The 18073-nt window shown below is 67.4% G+C and carries 18 protein-coding genes; 6 read left to right on the plus strand and 12 right to left on the minus strand.

Features of this window, described 5'->3' with window-relative positions:
* Positions 1-36: 36 nt before the first annotated feature.
* Positions 37-1314, plus strand: a complete 1278-nt coding sequence (locus tag Y704_RS0105995) for an aminotransferase-like domain-containing protein (RefSeq protein WP_026549444.1) — start codon at positions 37-39, stop codon at positions 1312-1314.
* 90 nt (positions 1315-1404) lie between these two features.
* Here Y704_RS0105995 and Y704_RS0106000 read toward each other — a convergent pair whose 3' ends face one another.
* From Y704_RS0106000 to Y704_RS0106015, 4 genes are all read right to left on the minus strand, one after another.
* Positions 1405-2970, minus strand: a complete 1566-nt coding sequence (locus Y704_RS0106000; RefSeq protein WP_026549445.1) for a dihydrolipoamide acetyltransferase family protein — start codon at positions 2968-2970, stop codon at positions 1405-1407.
* 8 nt (positions 2971-2978) lie between these two features.
* A complete protein-coding gene (locus Y704_RS0106005) occupies positions 2979-3953 on the minus strand; it encodes an alpha-ketoacid dehydrogenase subunit beta (protein WP_026549446.1) in 975 nt (324 codons plus the stop codon).
* Positions 3953-5134, minus strand: coding sequence for a pyruvate dehydrogenase (acetyl-transferring) E1 component subunit alpha (gene pdhA, locus Y704_RS0106010; protein WP_026549447.1), 1182 nt, complete (start codon positions 5132-5134; stop codon positions 3953-3955). Before pdhA ends, Y704_RS0106005 begins: the two co-directional genes overlap by 1 nt.
* A gap of 143 nt (positions 5135-5277) precedes the next feature.
* Positions 5278-6417 carry a histidinol-phosphate transaminase gene (locus tag Y704_RS0106015; RefSeq protein ID WP_026549448.1) on the minus strand — a complete coding sequence of 380 codons (1140 nt, stop codon included), beginning with the start codon at positions 6415-6417 and terminating at the stop codon, positions 5278-5280.
* A gap of 52 nt (positions 6418-6469) precedes the next feature.
* Here Y704_RS0106015 and Y704_RS0106020 point away from each other — a divergent pair, with 52 nt between their 5' ends.
* Positions 6470-6910 carry a phage holin family protein gene (locus Y704_RS0106020; protein ID WP_026549449.1) on the plus strand — a complete coding sequence of 147 codons (441 nt, stop codon included), beginning with the start codon at positions 6470-6472 and terminating at the stop codon, positions 6908-6910.
* On the opposite strand, the gene Y704_RS24385 is transcribed toward Y704_RS0106020, so the two are convergent.
* From Y704_RS24385 to Y704_RS0106040, 3 genes are all read right to left on the minus strand, one after another.
* Positions 6907-7476: a hypothetical protein gene (locus tag Y704_RS24385; RefSeq protein WP_051476743.1), complete on the minus strand. Its 570-nt coding sequence runs from the start codon at positions 7474-7476 to the stop codon at positions 6907-6909. The genes Y704_RS0106020 and Y704_RS24385 overlap by 4 nt on opposite strands.
* Entirely contained in the window at positions 7424-8728 is a 1305-nt protein-coding gene (locus Y704_RS22660; RefSeq protein WP_051476744.1) for a hypothetical protein, read from the minus strand. Before Y704_RS22660 ends, Y704_RS24385 begins: the two co-directional genes overlap by 53 nt.
* A 65-nt stretch (positions 8729-8793) precedes the next feature.
* Entirely contained in the window at positions 8794-9108 is a 315-nt protein-coding gene (locus tag Y704_RS0106040; RefSeq protein ID WP_155850229.1) for a hypothetical protein, read from the minus strand.
* Positions 9109-9223: 115 nt separating this feature from the next.
* Between Y704_RS0106040 and purB the strand changes: the two genes are divergently transcribed.
* Complete coding sequence (gene purB, locus Y704_RS0106045; RefSeq protein ID WP_026549451.1) at positions 9224-10654, plus strand: adenylosuccinate lyase; 1431 nt, start codon at positions 9224-9226, stop codon at positions 10652-10654.
* Positions 10655-10660: 6 nt separating this feature from the next.
* Positions 10661-11518 (plus strand): endonuclease/exonuclease/phosphatase family protein, encoded by an 858-nt coding sequence (locus tag Y704_RS19315; protein ID WP_253904242.1) that lies wholly within the window; start codon positions 10661-10663, stop codon positions 11516-11518.
* Here Y704_RS19315 and Y704_RS0106055 read toward each other — a convergent pair.
* The 4 genes from Y704_RS0106055 to Y704_RS0106070 form a co-directional block, all read right to left on the minus strand.
* A complete protein-coding gene (locus Y704_RS0106055; protein WP_026549452.1) occupies positions 11515-12048 on the minus strand; it encodes a 2'-5' RNA ligase family protein in 534 nt (177 codons plus the stop codon). The two genes, Y704_RS19315 and Y704_RS0106055, sit on opposite strands and share 4 nt — an antisense overlap.
* 20 nt (positions 12049-12068) lie before the next feature.
* Positions 12069-12986, minus strand: coding sequence for an FHA domain-containing protein (locus Y704_RS0106060; RefSeq protein WP_026549453.1), 918 nt, complete (start codon positions 12984-12986; stop codon positions 12069-12071).
* A 14-nt stretch (positions 12987-13000) separates the two neighbouring features.
* A complete protein-coding gene (locus tag Y704_RS0106065) occupies positions 13001-13255 on the minus strand; it encodes a hypothetical protein (protein ID WP_173401127.1) in 255 nt (84 codons plus the stop codon).
* Between the two features lie 146 nt (positions 13256-13401).
* The gene (locus tag Y704_RS0106070) at positions 13402-14385 is read right to left on the minus strand and encodes an aldo/keto reductase (protein ID WP_026549455.1); all 984 of its coding nucleotides are present in this window, start codon (positions 14383-14385) and stop codon (positions 13402-13404) included.
* A gap of 87 nt (positions 14386-14472) precedes the next feature.
* Here Y704_RS0106070 and Y704_RS0106075 point away from each other — a divergent pair, with 87 nt between their 5' ends.
* On the plus strand, positions 14473-15972 hold the full coding sequence (locus tag Y704_RS0106075) for an FAD-dependent oxidoreductase (protein ID WP_026549456.1): 1500 nt from the start codon (positions 14473-14475) through the stop codon (positions 15970-15972).
* Positions 15973-16023: 51 nt separating this feature from the next.
* On the opposite strand, the gene Y704_RS0106080 is transcribed toward Y704_RS0106075, so the two are convergent.
* Positions 16024-17307 carry an SAM-dependent methyltransferase gene (locus Y704_RS0106080; protein WP_026549457.1) on the minus strand — a complete coding sequence of 428 codons (1284 nt, stop codon included), beginning with the start codon at positions 17305-17307 and terminating at the stop codon, positions 16024-16026.
* Between the two features lie 115 nt (positions 17308-17422).
* Here Y704_RS0106080 and Y704_RS19320 point away from each other — a divergent pair.
* On the plus strand, positions 17423-18073 hold a 651-nt coding region (locus Y704_RS19320), incomplete at its 3' end, for a CYTH domain-containing protein (RefSeq protein WP_155850235.1).

Genomic DNA, 18073 nt, shown 5'->3' on the forward strand with positions numbered 1-18073 from the left:
AACCTCCGTTAGACTCGGCGTGTGACTTCCGACAACATGACCGAGGACCTCCTGCCCGCCGAGACCGAGGCTGCCCTTGAGCGGGCACTCGACGCCGGAGCCCGCCATGACGCGCTTTTCTCCAAGCGCGCCGCTAATATCAAGCAGTCGGCCGTCCGGGACGTCTTCGACATCTCGATCCGGCCGGGCCTTGTTTCCCTCGCAGGAGGCAGCCCCTACCTCAAGTCCCTCCCGATGGAGGAACTGGGGCGCACAGCACAGAAGATCATCGCCGAGCACGGCCTCGAAGCGCTCCAGTACGGCGGGGGTCAGGGAATGGATGAGCTGCGCAGCCTGATCTGCGACGTCATGGCGGCGGAAGGTATCCCCGGGGCGGATCCGGCCGACATCGTCGTCACCACGGGCTCACAGTCCGCCCAGGACGTCGCGGCGAAGGTGTTCTGCAATCCGGGTGATGTCATCCTGTGCGAGGACCCCACCTACGTGGGCGCCCTCAACACCTTCGAGGCCTACGAGGTAGATGTCGTCACTATCCCGATGGACTCGGAGGGGCTGATCCCCGAGGAGCTCGAGCGCACCATTCTTGCCCTCAAGGCGCAGGGCCGATCGATCAAGCTGCTCTACACGATTCCCAGCTTCAACAACCCGAGCGGCATCACCCTGGCCGCAGACCGCCGCCAGCGCGTCGTCGACCTCTGCCGCGAGCACACCATCCTCGTGCTGGAAGACAACCCGTACGGCATGCTTCGCTTCGACGGCGAGCCCCTCGCACCCATGCGGGCCGACAACCCCGACGATGTCATCTACCTCGGCTCATTCTCGAAGATCTTCGCGCCTGGGGTGCGCCTGGGGTGGGCGCTGGTTCCACGTCATCTGTACCGGCGCTTCTACCTGGCATGCGAAGCAGTGGTGCTCTGCCCTTCCCCCCTGACACAGATGCTGGTGTCGGCATACCTCCGGGACTACGACTGGCTGGGGCACCTCGAGAACATGCGCGGCCTCTATCGGGAGCGCTGCGATGCGATGCTGGGTGCTCTCGCTGAGCAACTGCCGGACAGCGTGCACTGGACGAAACCCGACGGCGGCTTCTTTGTGTGGGTGACCCTCCCCGAGGGCATCGACACGTACCCCCTGCTCTATCAGGCGATCGACGCCGGCGTGGTCTTCATCCCCGGCGCGGCCTTCAGCCCCTCCGATGAAACCTCCAACAAGCTGCGCCTCGCCTTCAGTGCCGTCTCGCCGGAAGACATCGTCACGGGCGTGGCACGCCTCGCGCCGATCCTGCGCCGGGCGATCGCCGACGCGTCGGCGTAAAACGCTTCCAGGTTGTGCAGCACCGGTGGGCCACGCGGACACCCACCACTCGTGCACAGCACAGCTTCCCCGCGGGACGGTCTGCTTTCCTCAGTCGAGGAGCAGTGCCGGCTCCTCGAGGATCGACGCGACGTCGGCCATGAAGCGGGCGCTGAGGTCCCCGTCCACCACGCGGTGGTCGAACGAGCCGCCCAGCGTGGTGATCCAGCGCGGACACACCTCGCCGTCGAGCACCCAGGGTTTCTGCTTGATGGTGCCGAAAGCGACAATCGCCACCTCTCCCGGGTTGATGATCGGCGTACCGGTGTCGATCCCGAGGGCCCCGATATTGGTGATGGTCAGGGTGCCGCCCTGCATCTGCGCCGGCTGGGTGCGGCCGGCGCGGGCGGTCGTCGCCAGTTCGTTCAGCGCAAGCGCGAGTTCCTTGAGCGAGAGGTCCTGGGCGTCCTTGATATTCGGCACCATGAGCCCGCGGGGAGTGGCGGCGGCGATTCCGAGGTTCAGGAAGTGCTTCACGAGGATCTCGTCGTCGGTCCACGTGGCATTGACCGAAGGATTCCGGGCCGCCGCCCAGATGACGGCCTTCGCCAGGATGAGGAGCGGAGATACCTTGATCCCCTCGAAATCACGCGAGGCCTTGAGCCGCTTGACGAACTCCATGGTTCTCGACGCGTCGACGTCGACGAAGATGCTGACGTGCGGAGCGGTGAAGGCGCTATGGACCATGGCCTTCGCGGTGGCCTTCCGGACACCCTTGACTGGAATGCGTTCGATCCTGTCCGCGCCGAACTTCTTCCTGCCGCCCCAGAAGGTGTCGGCGCCGTCCTGCTCGGCGTCGCGCTGTGCCTGGTAGCTGATGAGGTCCTGTTTCGTGACCTCACCCGATGTGCCGGTGGCCGGAACATCGGCAAGGTTGATGCCGAGGTCACGTGCGGTTTTGCGGACCGGCGGTTTGGCCAGCACCCGGTTGAGGAGCTGGTTGAGGGGATTGATCCGCGGATTCGCGGCGGGTTCCCGGCTTTCCGCCGGGCGCTCCTGGGGACGATGAACGCTCGCAGCGCTTCCTCCGACGCCTGATCCTGTCGGCACCGGCTGGCCTGATCCTGTCCGCGCCTGCTGGGGAGACGGATCTTCCACCGATGCCCGGACCTCGGACGAGGCCGGCGGGGATGCGGGTTTACGCGGCCGACGCCGGGCGGCGTCGGCCTTCGGCCCGGTGCCTACCAGCGGCCCCGGTGCGGCCGAGGCGATGTCTTCCGCTTCCTGATCCGCGGGTCCGCGGGACGCCGTCGGCGGGGTGGCCAGCTCACCGGGCATATCGGGCGCCGGTATCGGGGTTGCCGCTTCAGGTTCAGGCGCAGACACCCGCGGCGATCCCGCCCCTGATCCCGCCCCTGCCGATCCTGGTTTCTCGGAGGGGTCCTCCACGGCGAAAATAGGGGTTCCGACCTCCACGGTCTCGCCCTCCCCGACCAGCAATGCCGACACCACCCCCGCGAACGGCGACGGCAGCTCGACGAGGGATTTCGCGGTCTCGATCTCCACGATGATGTCGTTCACCGAAACGGTGTCGCCCGGCTGCACTTTCCAGTGCACAATCTCGGCTTCCGTGAGGCCTTCTCCGACGTCGGGAAGATGAAAGGTGTTCGGTGTCATCGGATTCCTTAGTAGGCGAAGGACCGGTCGAGGGCCTCGAGGATCCGGTCGATGTCCGGAAGGTACTGGTCCTCGACCTTCGCAACCGGGTAGGGCATGTGGAACCCGCCGACGCGGATGACCGGCGCCTCGAGCGACAGGAAGGCCCGTTCGGACACCCGGGCCGCTATTTCGCCGCCGATCCCGCCGAAGGTCGGTGCTTCATGTGCGATCACCAGGCGTCCCGTACGCTGAACGGACTCCGTCACGGTGTCGAAATCTATCGGCGAGATGGATCGCAGGTCGATGACCTCGACGCTGCGCCCGTCCTGCTCGGCGACCTTCGCTGCGGCGAGTGCAACCGGAACCAACGGCCCGTACGCGACCAGCGTCGCGTCGGTGCCCCGGGTGAGAAGGTGCGCGGTGAAGGGGTCGCCGGACGGCGCCGTCGTGTCCACGTTTCCCTTCAGCCAGTACCGCCGCTTCGGCTCGAACACGATCACCGGGTCGGCGCAGTCGATGGCCTGCTGGATCATCCAGTAGGCGTCCTGCGGGTTCGACGGCGTGATGATCCTCAGGCCCGCAGTGTGGGCGAACAGTGCCTCCGGTGACTCGGAGTGATGCTCCACGCTGCCGATTCCTCCGCCGTAGGGGATCCGGATCACCACCGGGGCACTGAGCATGCCGTCGCTGCGTGTGTGGAGCTTCGCCAGCTGCGTGGTGATCTGGTTGAAGCCGGGAAACACGAAACCGTCGAACTGGATCTCGCACACCGGGCGGTACCCGCGAAGCGCCATCCCGATCGCCGTTCCGATGATGCCCGACTCGGCGAGCGGCGAATCGACGACGCGGCTTGCGCCGAACTCGCCCTTGAGGCCCTCCGTCACCCGGTAGACGCCGCCGAGTTCGCCGATATCCTCTCCGATGAGCAAGGTTTTGGGGTTGCTGGCCAGGGAGGCCCTCAGTCCTTCATTGATGGCTTTCGCCATGGTCAATACCGGCATCAGCGGCCGTCCCCGTCCACGGCGAAACCGGCCTCGTAGTCCCGCCAGGCCTGCAGTTCCTCCTGCACCAGTGGGTGCGGCTCGGCGTACACGGTGTTGAAGCGCTCCTCCATGCCGGGTGCCGCCATGGCCTGCACATCCCGGCGGAGGTCGGAGGCCATGGCCCCGGACTCGGCGGACAGCTGCGCGAAGAAGACGTCGTCGGCCTTGCCGCTGCTGCGCAGATGCTTCTCGAGGCGGGCCAGCGGATCCTTCGGATGCCAATCGGCGTCGTCGCGTGCAAGGCGGTACTTCGTCGGATCATCAGCCGTGGTGTGTGCGCTCATCCGGTAGGTAAAAGCTTCGATCAGGACGGGCCCCTTCCCCGAGCGCGCATGATCCAGGGCCCACCGCGTGACTGCTTCCACCGCGACGACGTCGTTTCCGTCAACGCGGATACCAGGGAAGCCGTACCCTTCGGCCCTCCTGGCAAGGGGCACCCGGGCCTGCACCGTCGATGGCACCGAGATGGCCCACTGGTTGTTCTGGCAGAAGAACACGACGGGCGCATCGAAGGATGCCGCGAAAACCATCGCCTCGTGGATGTCCCCTTCGGAGCTGGCGCCGTCGCCGAAGTAGGCTACCGACACTGCCGGCGGCAGGCCGGGATCTGCAAGCTGGTCGCGCTGGATGCCCATGGCGTAGCCGACGGCGTGGAGAGCCTGTGCTGCGAGCACGAGCGTATAGAGGTGGAAGTTGCGCTCCCGCGGGTCCCACCCGCCGTTGGTGACCCCGCGGAACAGGCGAAGGATCTCCCGGAGGCGGACCCCCCGGGTGAGCGCCACCCCGTGTTCCCGGTAGGTGGGGAAGGCGTAGTCCTGCGGCTCGAGTGCGCGCCCGGAACCGATCTGGGCGGCTTCCTGCCCCGTGAGGGGCACCCACAGGGCAAGCTGCCCCTGGCGCTGGAGGGCTGTCGCCTCCTGATCGAACCTGCGGATGAGGTACATGTCGCGGTAGAGGGCCCTGAGCTCGTCGGCGCCCGTCGCCGCGAAGTGTCCGCGGTAATCGGCGTCGTTCTTGAGAACGCCGTCCGCGTCGAGGAACTGCACCAGGTCGGGATCGTCGGCGGAGCCGGACCGCTGCTGGGCGCGAACCATCTCCTCCGACTCGAATTCGGCGGCGGGGAGGCGGCTGCCACTCATGGCACTCCTTCCAGAATCTCTGACACAGGGATATATGTACCCGCTGGAATATTCCGGACCGGGTCAACCATCGACCTACGTGTCCTCCCGGGCTCGAAGTTCCAGACTAGCCAGTGGCCGGAGCGGGACCTATTCACGACGACTCAGCAATGCCCGGGGGAATGGGGGTAACCGGCGCAGAGTTCGAGGAACCGGGTATTGGCCTCGGGTTCCCCGATGCTCACCCGGATGCCCTCCTGGCCGAACGCGCGGACTGACAGTCCCTGCTGCCCGGCGAGTTCGGCGAAGTCCTGCGCGTGGGACCCGAGTGCCAGCCAGACGAAATTGCCCTCCGACTCGGGGATCCTCCACCCCAGCCTCTGCAGTCCGTCAACCACGCGGGTTCGTTCCTCCACGATTCCCTGAACCCGCTGGGACACCTCATGGTGATGCTCGAGGGATGCGATTGCCGCGTGTTCGCCGACCTGGGACACTGCGAACGGCACTGCGCTGACGCGCAGGTACTCGGTGAGCAGCGGCTGCGCCACCGAGTAGCCGACCCGAAGCCCTGCCAGGCCGTGCGCCTTCGAGAAGGTCCGCAGCACAATGACGTTTTCGTGCTTCCGATACATCGCGATGCCGTCCACCGCATCGGCATGCCGAACGAATTCCTGGTACGCCTCGTCGATCACCACCACCACGGATTCAGGGATGACCTGCAGAAACCCCTCGACCTCGTTCGACGAGAGTCCCGGCCCCGTCGGATTGTTGGGAGTACACAGCAGGATCACCCGGGTGCGCTCGGTGACGGCGGCGGCCATCGCCTCCAGATCGTGGGTTCCATCCGGCCGGACCGGAACCTGCACGCCGGCTGCACCAGCCAATCCGATGCAGATGGGGTAGGCCTCGAAGGAACGCCAGGCGTAGATCACCTCGTCCGGTGCCTCGAAGTCATTCTGGCCGGCGAAGGCGGCAAGGACCTGGTTCAACGCGCCGAGGCTGCCCGCCCCCGTGACGATATCCGCTGCGGGAACGTCGAGGTAGGCGGAAAGGGCAGTGCGCAGCGCGGTGGTCATGGGATCCGGGTAACGGTTCACAGCTGTCTGGGCCCGGATCGCGTCAAGGACGGCAGGAAGGGGAGGAAGGGCGTTCTCATTGGACGACAGTTTGTAGCCCTGCAGGCCCTCGACGACCATGGGTGGCTTGCCCGCCGCATAACGAGGCAATTTGCCCAGCGCCCTCCGCGGTTGAATGCCGGCGGCGGCCGTTCCGGCGAAGCCGGCCTGATTCTCGGTTGACGTCATGAACCCAGCCTAATGCCGGGGTGCGCGCAGCCCGGTGTGACAGCATGGTCGGATGTTGAAGTGGATTCTCCGCATCGTGTCCAACGCCGTGGCCCTGTGGGCCGCCGTTACTCTCCTGCCCGGAATGGAGGTCCTTGCAGATCCCGCCCTGGGGCGTGCCGTGGCCGATGTCGCAGGCACCGCTGTGGAGCCCGCGGGTGCAGAAACCATCAGCGTGGTCCTCGCCTTCGGTTTCGTCGGCCTGGTCTTCAGCCTGGTCAATGCCCTGATCCGGCCGATCGTGGGGTTCCTGTCGCTCCCGCTCACCATCCTCACCCTTGGACTGTTCACGATCGTGATCAATGCCGGGATGCTTCTGCTGACGTCCTGGCTTACCTCCTTCACTCCCGTCCGGTTCTCCGTCGATTCGTTCTTCTGGACTGCAATTCTCGGGTCACTGATCGTCAGCGTGGTATCGCTGGTCCTCTCGACGCTGACGCGGTCGAGGAACTAGCCCGCCCGACGGCGACCCTTCCCGCCGCCGTGCCGGTCCCGCGGGGCCGGGCCGGTCGCCGTCGCCGGTATGCGCTCGGCGGTGTACATGCGGCTGGAGGCCACTCCGGAGACGCCGGCGGCGGTCAGGAGTGACGCAGCTGGAGCGAGGGAGGGCAGCAGGCTCGCGTCCACCAGGCGTGCTCCCTCGGCGTAGTTGGCGAGCTTGTGCGCCGGCCCGAGGCCCTTACCCTCCACCTCGCCGTCGGGGCCCTCCCCCAACTTCGGCACCGGATGTGCGAGGTTCACCGTCACCCGGTGCTGCTCGTCAGGATTGGGGGCGGCATCGACGCCGTGCACGGCGTCATTAGCATGTTCGAGGTGCAGGTACTCGGTCCGCACTGAGCCCTCCCAGCCGGTCGGAGAGCCGACAGTGACAACGAGGCCGACGTCGTAGGTCGCCGCGAGCCCGGAATCGGCGGCCAGGTTCATCGCGTGGAGCCCGCCCTGGCTGTATCCGGCGACCATCAGCCGGTCACCCGGCTGCGCACCCGAGTCCTCCAGTGCCCGCGCGACGGCAGGGCCCACGTAGCGGCTGTCCAGGAGTACTGCTTCGGCGTTGCCGGCGTCGACGAAGGGGTTTCCGGCTTCCAGCCCTGAGCCCTGGGTTCCCGGCAGCACCACGATGTAGACCGGACCCTCCAGTCCCGCTGTCCGCAGCACCTCGAAAGTGCCGGGCCCGCGTTCCTCCACCGCGGCGATCCGGGTGATCAGTGATCCGACTGTGCCCTCGAAGGGTACGCTCGTGCCGACGTCCTGCGGCGGGGTGATCCGCACCGGGCCCGGCCGCAGGATTCCCGAGGCGGGGGCCCTCCCCCAACTTCGGCACCGGATGTGCGAGGTTCACCGTCACCCGGTGCTGCTCGTCAGGATTGGGGGCGGCATCGACGCCGTGCACGGCGTCATTAGCATGTTCGAGGTGCAGGTACTCGGTCCGCACTGAGCCCTCCCAGCCGGTCGGAGAGCCGACAGTGACAACGAGGCCGACGTCGTAGGTCGCCGCGAGCCCGGAATCGGCGGCCAGGTTCATCGCGTGGAGCCCGCCCTGGCTGTATCCGGCGACCATCAGCCGGTCACCCGGCTGCGCACCCGAGTCCTCCAGTGCCCGCGCGACGGCAGGGCCCACGTAGCGGCTGTCCAGGAGTACTGCTTCGGCGTTGCCGGCGTCGACGAAGGGGTTTCCGGCTTCCAGCCCTGAGCCCTGGGTTCCCGGCAGCACCACGATGTAGACCGGACCCTCCAGTCCCGCTGTCCGCAGCACCTCGAAAGTGCCGGGCCCGCGTTCCTCCACCGCGGCGATCCGGGTGATCAGTGATCCGACTGTGCCCTCGAAGGGTACGCTCGTGCCGACGTCCTGCGGCGGGGTGATCCGCACCGGGCCCGGCCGCAGGATTCCCGAGGCGATCCCGACGGCGGCCGCCGCCCGCGCGGCTTCCTCCGTGCGCTGTGAGACCCTGGCGATCGCGCCCTGTGCCGCGGCATCCGCTGCAAGGTAGGAGAACCGACTGGCAGTGATGCGGCGGGCGGCGTCCGTCAGGTTGTCCTCGTCGGCGAGCACGGCTCGCGCGGCGTCCCGAACGGCGCTGCAGGCAGCTCCACGGGAGTCGAGCAACCCGGCGCCCGCTCCGCTCTGCCACGCCACGGCGGGCGGAATGTCCTGTCCCAGTTCCAGTTCCACGTAGACCAGGGCTGCCGCCACCTCGCGCGCTCCCTCCGCGAGGTGGTCAAGCCGAACTGACGCCTGCTCAAGCTCGTCCCACTGGAAGCGGATGCCTCCCACACCGCCTCGCACTGCTACATAGGCTTCACCATCGGTAACGGGCCTCAGGAAGTCCGAGGGGCGAGTCACTGTCCGGCCGCCACCGCGGAGGCTTCTTCCGCCCGGCGCAGCGCATCCGCGTGGGCATCGGCAAGCAGCGCAGCAGTCGACAGGAGGGTCACGGACACCGCCATGGCCGCAGCGCGGCTCTGCAGGTAGGCGACGAACCGGCTGCCCGCCGGCGATTCCCAGCTCAGCAGGCACACCGACAGCGCCTGTTGCCGGATCGCCTCCAGTTGTCCTGCCTGCCATCGCAGTCTGCTCCCGGCCGCGTAGGCGGCGGAGCTTCCGGTCATCCACGGCTGGACGGCGTCGTCGTCGTTCCTCCGCATACCCGTCACCACGCCTCCTTTCTCCTCCCTCTGGCGACCACGCTAGGTGCCGGACAACGGGCCATGACGAGCGAAACGGGCTATGTGGACAGCGTTTACTGAGCGGGCGTGAAAGACTTGAGGCATGGCCGACTCCGCACTCCTCCGGGTAGAACTTGCTGCCACATCCCACGGGGAAGCCTCCTCCCTCTCTCTGGGGCCGCTCGACGGCCGGTACAGGGAGGCTGTTGCACCCCTCGTCGACTATCTCTCCGAGGCGGCCCTGAACCGGGACCGGGTGCATGTCGAAGTCGAATGGCTGATCCATCTCACGCGCCAGGGCGTGCTGCCCGGAGCAGGGCAGCTCGAGCCGGCACAGGAGGAGACGCTGAGGGACATCGTGCTCTCCTTCGACACGGCGTCCGTCGCGGAACTCGCCGACATCGAGAAGGTCACGGTGCACGACGTCAAAGCCGTGGAGTACTTCATCGGGCGGCGCCTCGCTGGCCTCGGGATCGAGCACCTCAAGCCCCTCGTGCATTTCGGGTGCACGTCGGAGGACATCAACAACCTTTCCTACGCCCTCGGAGTCAAGGGAGCGGTGGAACGCGTCTGGCTGCCCGCGGCGAAGGACCTCGTGACACACATCGGTGAGCTCGCGCGCAGTTTCCGCGGCATGGCGATGCTCTCGAGGACCCACGGCCAGCCCGCAACTCCCACCACGCTGGGAAAGGAGATGGCCGTGGTGGCTCACCGCCTCTCGCGCCAGCTGAAGCGGATCGAGCAGACCGACTACCTCGGCAAGATGAACGGAGCCACCGGAACCTACGCCGCGCATTATGCCTCGGTTCCCGCAGCGGACTGGCAGCAGGTGTCGCGCTCCTTCGTCGAGGGACTGGGACTGGCCTGGAATCCGCTCACCACGCAGATCGAATCCCATGACTGGCAGGCTGAGCTGTACGCCGACCTGGCACGCTTCAACCGCATCCTCCACAACTTCTGCACCGACGTCTGGAGCTACATCTCCATCGGGTACTTCGTGCAGGTTCCGGTGGCGGGTGCTACGGGTTCCTCGACCATGCCGCACAAGGTGAACCCCATCCGGTTCGAGAATGCGGAGGCGAACCTGGAAATCTCCTCCTCGCTGCTGGACGTGCTGGGTGCCACCCTCGTGACGTCACGATGGCAGCGGGACCTCACGGACTCCTCCAGCCAGCGCAACATCGGCGTGGCGTTCGGGCATTCCCTGCTGGCCATCTCCAATGTGGTAAAGGGCCTGGGGCGCCTCGACGTCGCCCCGCTCGCCCTCGCCGCCGACCTCGAGGCCAACTGGGAAGTGCTCGGAGAGGCCATTCAGATGGTCATGCGTGCCGAGGCCATTGCCGGCGTTCCGGGCCTGGCCGACCCGTACGAGCGGCTGAAGGAGCTGACCCGGGGCCAACGCGTGGATGCAGTCCGCATGCAGGAATTCGTCGGCGGGCTGGGGCTCAGCAGGGAGGCCGAGCAGCGCCTCCTGAGCATGACACCGGCGAGCTACACCGGCATCGCCGAGCAACTCGTGGATCACCTCGGATAGATCCCGGTGACCACCGCACCCGACCCACCGCTGATCGGTGGAGCGCGCACAGCTCTCCACGTCATGAGCTACAACATCCGGTACGACCGGCATGCGACACAGCCCGGCGAAACCGATTACTGGCCCGAGCGGATCCTGCCACTGCAGCGTCTCCTCAGGCTCGAGCGTCCGGCGGTGCTCGGAGTGCAGGAAGCCCTCTCCCACCAGCTCACCGCCGTCGAAGCGGCGCTGCCTCCCCACTTCCGGATGATCGGCTACGGCCGCGACGGCGGAAGCAAAGGGGAGTACTCAGCAATCCTCTATGATGCTCACCGGTTGCAGCTCCTCGAATGGGACCAGTTCTGGCTGTCCGAAACGCCACGCCTCATCGGGTCCATCACCTGGGGCAACGGGGTCGCGAGGATCGTGACCTGGGGGCGATTCTTCGACACGGTGACACGCCAGGAGATCCTCGTCATCAACACGCACTTCGACCATGATTCGGATGAGGCCAAACTCCGCAGCGCCCACGCCATCCTGGACCTGGTCCGCGTGTTCCAGCCGCGGCTGCCCACCATCCTCACCGGGGATTTCAACTCGTCAGCCGGTTCCTCCAGCACCTACGGAGCCTTCCTCGAGTCGGGATTGTTCCTCGACACCTGGGCCGCGGCCGCCGAGCATCGGACTCCCACCTACGGAACCACCCCCCGCTACGGGGATCCCGTCGAAGGCGGCCGCCGCATCGACTGGATCCTTTCGTCCCCGGATATCAGCGTGCTGGAAGCTGCCATCAACACCACCCGGCCGGACGGACGCTATCCCTCCGACCATGCCGCCGTCCAGGCCCTGGTGCTCCTGCCGGACGCGCCCGGACTGCCCGACTAGGCGGGATCCGCTCGGGGCGCCAGGAGCACGACGGCTTTGCCGACGCTGTCCCAGCGGCGTGCAGCGACTGCGTGCAGGGGAGGCAGCTCCCGGCGGGATATCGCCGCAGCGGCCCGGGCCAGCTCCTCGGCCGTCAGCCCCCGGGCGAGGGTGAGGTGCGGTGTCCACTGCCCTGCCATAGTGGTGGGTACGGGGTGAGCAACAGCAAGGACGGCCCAGATGCGGCGGTGAAGCTCCATCATCGCCGGCGAACAGACCACTTGTCGCGCGAGGACAAACTTGTTCCTCGTCGGAAAGACGAGCAGCCCGGCAGTTGCCAGTGCGATCGGCAGGGCCTGCGCGGCGGCGGCAAGACCGGCGTCGTGTTCGGCGTCGATCCTCGCCGCCGCTGCGAGCGTGATGTGGGGGCTGTTGCTCCAGGACGCGTGCCTGGAGGAATTGGGCAGGCCCGTGTCCTCCAGCGCCTTCCAGTCCTCGAGCACCGCGTTCTGCGCTACGGGATCGAGCAGCAGTTCAACGCTGTCGGTCACCTGCGATCAGTTCCCCTTCGTCAACGGGGCGGCCGCCGGAAGTCCCCGATTCCGGCGGAGCCGTCCTGTTCGGTCGCGCCGGTGCGCGGGTTCCGCTGCGGGCGCTGGTAGGCGAGCTCCCCGCCGCTCCTGCCGCCGAAGGGCCTCCCGTGATCTGCGTACTCCTCGCGGAAGAAGGCGAGGCGCCACGGGCCGAGCTGAACCCTTGCTCCCGTTCGAAGAATGGACTCACCCCTGGCGTTCACGCTTCCGCCGACAGGACCATGGGGGATCAGCACGTACTCGTCGTCCGCCGTGTGGACGATTTCCGCATGGAGGTCCTGCAACCCCCCGAGCTGCAGCGAACTACCGGGCGCGCTGCCGATACTGGAGCGGTCCTGCGACAGCTCGAATTCACGCGGAACCTGCCCCTCCCACGTGGCCGAATCCTCGACGAAGATCAGCCGCGGCCTGCCGCTGCCCGGCGCATTGTGGGTGGTGGTGATGGTGCGCTTGATCCGGCGGTTGGCCGTGGGTACCAGGGGAAACGGCGTCGACGGCGGCATTCCCACTTTCGATCCACTGCTCTCCAACGCCCGCCGGCCGACCCTCAGCAGCGGCGCAAGCGTCGACGGGGATCCCAGCCGAATGTGCGGTGAGCGGGTCAGGAGCCGCTGCGCACGGGAACTCTTCACGGCCCCCAGGCTCACGAGGTTCCCCTTGGGGCCGGCGACGGAGACGGCGAGCCCCTGACCTGCCAGTGCCTTCGCAAGAGAACGGATGCCCGCAAGGCTCGGCATATCGCTTCCGCCGAACGCACCCGGATTGTCGACGAAAACCTCGATCGTGGTTCCTGCGGCCGTGACGGTTCCACTCAGGTGTTCCGCCGGGTCGCCGCCCTGGGGAGGCTCCACGAGCGAGAAGACCAGATCGATGTCGAGATGAATCGGGGAATTCACGCCAGAGGCCTGCGTCAGCCGCGCAGCGTATCGGAACCGCGGGCGTCGTTGTCACTCGTGGTGATGCGGAGCGTTCCGTTGAACTTCCAGGTGGCACGCGGCGCATCGGGCCCGATGTCGCGCGGGACCTCGACCGTCATGTCGACGAAGTTGTAGTCGATGGCGGCCCCCTTGCCTGTCAGGTAGGACCACATTTCTTCGGCGAGGTCCGTCCAGTCCCGGATGGTGTGGTTCTGGCCTGCGGCGGCGCTGGAGATGTTCTCAGTCATGGTTGATTCCTTCATCGGGTGATCTAACGATGACAGACGTCCTCTAACTCCGCCTGACGTGGGTGATCACAACGATAGCGGAGCCCGCGGACGAAAAACACCCGCGCGCGACGAGGAGTGCGACGGGTCAGCAGGTTCCCGACCGGCTACCACTTCGGGTGGACGGCACTCCGGAAATGACGGTCGTAGATTCCGGCGACGGCGCCGTCCAGCTCTGCGCCGAGTCCGAGGTGGGCTGCGGCTTCCGCATTTGCCCGGGCCTGGTCCGGGTTCCGTGCGCCCGGAATAACGGTGCTGACGCCGTCCTGCGCCGCGACCCAGGCGAGGGCCGCCTGGGCGGTGGAAACGCCGTCGGGCACGAGGCCGGAGAACTCCTGCGCCGCAGCGAGGCCGGTCCCGAAGTCGACGCCCGCGAAAGTCTCCCCCACGTCGAATGCGGCGCCGTCCCGGTTGAAGTTCCGGTGGTCGTTCTCGGCGAAGACGGTCTCCCTCGTGTACTTGCCGGAGAGGAGGCCGGACGCGAGGGGCACCCGGGCGATGATGCCGACGCCGGCGGCCTTCGCCGCCGGCAGGACCTCGTCCAGCGGCTTGAGGCGGAACGCGTTGAGGATGATCTGCACGCTGGCCGTGTTGCCGTGCCGGATGGCGGTGAGGGCCTCGTCGGAGCGCTCGACGCTCACGCCGTAGTTCCTCATCACGCCCTCGCTGACGAGTGTGTCCAACGCGTCGTACACCTCGTCGGAGCTGTAGACGGCGGTGGGCGGGCAGTGCAGCTGGACGAGGTCGAGCGTGTCGACGCCGAGGTTGGTGCGGGAGCGGTCGGTCCACTGCCGGAAGTTCGACAGGCTGTAGTTCTCCGGTACGTGGTCCACGCGCCGGCCCATCTTCGTGGCCACCAGGATGTCGTGCCCGGGATTATTCCTGAGGAAGGACCCGATGGTCGCCTCACTGCGGCCGTCCCCGTAGACGTCGGCGGTGTCGAAGAACGTGACGCCTGCGCCGGCGGCCGCGTCCAGCACCGCGAGCGCGTCCTTGTCCTCCACCTCGCCCCAGTCGGCCCCCAACTGCCAGGTGCCGAGTCCGATGACGGAAACGGAGCGGCCGGTCTTGCCCAAGTGTCGTTGTTCCATCGTTCGACTATAGGCGGGCGGTTTGCCCCGCTGCTTGACTGTCGGCATGCTCAGTGGTGGGCTGGTCACCTACGGAAGGGAACCCGCGTGAAGTCGCTGTGGCTCTATACCGCCCCGGAAATACCCGCCGATCCGTTCACCCCGGATGCCTCCTACGATTCCGTGGTGGTCGGCGCGGGGCTCACGGGCATCACCACGGCCCTGCTGCTGGCGCGCGCAGGGCACAAGGTTGCGGTACTCGAGGCACGGACGACGGGCGCGGTCACCACCGGCAACACCACCGCGAAGCTCTCGCTGCTGCAGGGCACGAACATCTCGAAGATCATCCAGCACCACGACGCCGGCCTCGCCCGCGCCTACGTCACCGCCAATCTGGAAGGCCAGGCCTGGCTGACCCGCTTCTGCGACGACCACGACGTGGCCTATGACCGACGGGACGCCGTCAACTACGCGACCACCGACAGCGGAGCCAGGAAGCTCGATGCGGAACACGGGGCCTGTGAAGAGGCCGGCCTTGCCACCGAGCTGGGCAACGCCGCATCACTGCCCTTCCCTGTGCGGCGAACGCTCCGTCTTCGGAACCAGGCGCAGTTCCATCCCCTGCAGGTCCTCGCGGCGCTGGCCTCGGAGTACCGGCGCCACGGAGGCAAGCTCATCGAGGGTGTCCGCGTGAAGGGCGTAGCCCGGACCAGCACCAAGGGCGTGGAGCTGAAGACCGGTGCCGGGCCGGTCACGGCCCGCAACGTCATCCTTGCCAGCGGTTTCCCGATCCTCGACCGGGGAGGCTATTTCGCCGTCCTGAAACCTATGCGGTCCTACTGCATCGCACTCACGGTGACGGACGACCTCCCGGAGGACATGTACCTCTCGGTGGACTCGCCCGACCGCTCCCTCCGCACCGCTCTGGTTGACGGGAAGAAGTACCTCATCGTGGGGGGCAACGGTCACGTGGTGGGCCACCGCTCGACGACGCAGGCGCTCGTCGACGACCTGACCCGCTGGGCCCGGGAGCACTTTCCGACGGCGCGCCCCGCCTACGCGTGGTCGGCCCAGGACTACCGGCCGGCGGCAGCCGTCCCCTACGTGGGCAAGGTCCCGGCGAGCGGCGGTCACATCTACGCAGCCACCGGGTACAACAAGTGGGGCATGACGAACGCCGTCGCGGCCTCGCTCGCGCTGTCCAGTGAGATCCTGGGCGGCAACATGCCCTGGGCCGACACCCTGTACAAGACCCGGGTGAGCCCGGCCGACGTCCTGGCGACCGCATCCACGGGCGCAGAAGTGGGATTCGAGGCGCTCACCGGCTGGCTGACGGGCCTGGTGAAGACGTCCTCCAGCGCTCCGCCCGAGGGCGAGGGAATCGTGGTCCGGGAGGGCGCCCGGCCCGTGGCCGTCTGCACGGTCGACGGCGTGGAGCACCGGGTGTCGGCGGTCTGCCCCCACCTGAAGGGGATCGTGAACTGGAACGACGCCGAGCGGTCCTGGGACTGCCCGCTGCACGGCTCCCGCTTCACCGCGGACGGCAGGGTGCTCGAGGGGCCGTCTACGTCGGACCTGGCGTTCATCGACAGCCAACCGGCGTCCTGAGCCGGACGCGCAGGCGGCCATGCACCGCACCGGTGCTGTTCCACCCAGCGGCTAGATCCACTCCGCCCGGCGCAGCGGTGGCTCGATACCGCCGGGACGTTGCACCAGCACCTGGTTCACGCCGGTCAGCCCGGTCTCAAAACCGACGGCGCTGACCACCAGATAGAGCCGCCACACGCGCGCCCTGCCCGCACCGACGATTCGTACCGCTTCATCCCAGTGTTCCTCGAGGTTCCGCACCCAGGCACGCAGGGTCAGCGCGTAGTGCTGGCGCAGCGCTTCGACGTCGATCACCTCCAGTCCCGCGGATTCAAGCACCCCCACCACCTCCGCGAGACCCAGCATCTCCCCGTCCGGGAAGACATAGCGGGGGATGAAGGAGTCGGGATCCGGGAGGGTTTCCCCGGCGTTCCAGGAGATGGCGTGGTTGAGCAGCCGTGCGCCGGGACGCAGCAGGTCCTGCAACCGGGTGGCATAGCGGCCGATCTCCGCCCTGCCCACATGCTCCGACATACCGATGGAACTGACGGCATCAAAGGGGCCGTCGTTCACATCACGGTAGTCCTGGACCCGGATCTCCACGCGGTCGGCCAGCCCCGCCGCAGCCACGCGCTCCCGGGCGAAGACGGCCTGTTCGCCGGAAAGGGTGACCCCCACCACTGCCACTCCGTAATGCCGGGCAGCATGCACGGCGAAGCTTCCCCACCCGCACCCCACGTCCAGCACCCGCATCCCGGGCCGCAGCCCCAGCTTGCGACAGACGAGATCCAGCTTCCTGTCCTGGGCGGCTTCGAGATTCTCCTGCCCGTTTTCCCAGACAGCGCAGGAGTAGACCATCGACGGTCCGAGGACCAGCGAGTAGAAGGAGTTGCCGACGTCGTAGTGGTGGGAGATCGCCGCAGCGTCACGGCCCCGCGAGTGCCGCTTGCCGGTCCGCACGACGTCGGCCTCTTCCGGCGGCGGCCGCGGCTGAAGTCCCAGCGCGCCGAGCAGGGCGGCGGACGTCAGCAGCGTCCAGCGTTCGCGCACCCTCAACGGGCGGAACGGCCCGGTCTCGGCGAACCTGCCGACGGAGCTCAAGGCGGCGAAGCTCTCGAAGAGATCGCCGGGAGCATCGATGTCGCCGGCGACGTAGGCGCGGCACAGTCCGAGCTGTCCCGGGGACCACACCATCCTGCGCAGGGCCCGCCTCGAGTGGAACACGAGCTCAGGAGCGTTGTCCGGGCCGGCAACCGACCCGTCCCAGGCGCGCACCCGGAACGGGATCCGGTTCGTGCCCAGCACGACGGCGAGCGCCGCCGCGATCCGTGGTGCCGCGCCCCTTGTCCTCGTCATGCCTACTGTCTACTCCCGTTCCGTCGATTCGTAAACGGAGGCTTCCGCTCCAGCCCGATCGCAATGCCGATGGTGAACTGATGACACGCCTGCCGCGGAACCATAAGCTTCGGTCATGAGCGTGCCGGCTGTTCCTGGAATCGTGCTGAAGTTCGACGTCGACGACACGGCCCTCCTTCCACCGCTGGCAGATCTGGCAGGAATCGATTCCGTCGACGAGCCCGTCGACTCCAAGCTCCGAGCCGAGTATTTCGATACTCAAGACCTGCGCCTGGCTTCACGGGGAATCACGTTGGGTCGGCGAATCGGTGGGAACACTGCGGGCTGGCATCTCACAGTCCCCGGAGCTGCCGACGAGCGGAAGGAATACCGCGAACCGCTCGAGAGGACGACGAAGGTCATCCCGGAACCGCTCCTCAGGCTGATCCGCGTGCACACCAGGAACGAGGCACTCACTCCCGTGGCCCGACTGACGACGCAGCGCACCGTGCACCGCCTCCGCGGAATGAACGGCGAGGTCCTGGCCGACTTCAGTGACGATCAGGTACACGTCCAGACGCTCTTCTCGGACCAGGGCACCCACTCCTGGCGGGAGTGGGGAATTGAGCGCGTCGACGGGTCCCCGGACCTGCTCAAGGCAGGGCAGCACCTGCTGGCGACCCGGGGCATTTCCCCGGCGGGCGGCGGGTCCCGGCTGGTACGCGCCCTGGGCCCGCACCTCCACAGCGTTCCTGCGGCACGGCCGACCCCGGCTCGGCCGCCCAGG

The organism is Arthrobacter sp. Br18 (assembly GCF_000520555.1).
Lineage (GTDB): Bacteria > Actinomycetota > Actinomycetes > Actinomycetales > Micrococcaceae > Arthrobacter_D.

Excerpts from the sequence above, each read along its gene's own strand:
- Y704_RS0106080 (WP_026549457.1), bottom strand. The coding sequence starts at position 17,307 with ATGACGAGGACAAGGGGCGCGGCACCACGGATCGCGGCGGCGCTCGCC.
- Y704_RS0106005 (WP_026549446.1), bottom strand. The coding sequence starts at position 3,953 with ATGCCGGTATTGACCATGGCGAAAGCCATCAATGAAGGACTGAGGGCC.
- pdhA (WP_026549447.1), bottom strand. The coding sequence starts at position 5,134 with ATGAGTGGCAGCCGCCTCCCCGCCGCCGAATTCGAGTCGGAGGAGATG.
- Y704_RS0106000 (WP_026549445.1), bottom strand. The coding sequence starts at position 2,970 with ATGACACCGAACACCTTTCATCTTCCCGACGTCGGAGAAGGCCTCACG.
- Y704_RS0105995 (WP_026549444.1), top strand. The coding sequence starts at position 37 with ATGACCGAGGACCTCCTGCCCGCCGAGACCGAGGCTGCCCTTGAGCGG.
- Y704_RS0106065 (WP_173401127.1), bottom strand. The coding sequence starts at position 13,255 with ATGACTGAGAACATCTCCAGCGCCGCCGCAGGCCAGAACCACACCATC.
- Y704_RS0106020 (WP_026549449.1), top strand. The coding sequence starts at position 6,470 with ATGTTGAAGTGGATTCTCCGCATCGTGTCCAACGCCGTGGCCCTGTGG.
- purB (WP_026549451.1), top strand. The coding sequence starts at position 9,224 with ATGGCCGACTCCGCACTCCTCCGGGTAGAACTTGCTGCCACATCCCAC.
- Y704_RS0106070 (WP_026549455.1), bottom strand. The coding sequence starts at position 14,385 with ATGGAACAACGACACTTGGGCAAGACCGGCCGCTCCGTTTCCGTCATC.
- Y704_RS0106015 (WP_026549448.1), bottom strand. The coding sequence starts at position 6,417 with ATGACGTCAACCGAGAATCAGGCCGGCTTCGCCGGAACGGCCGCCGCC.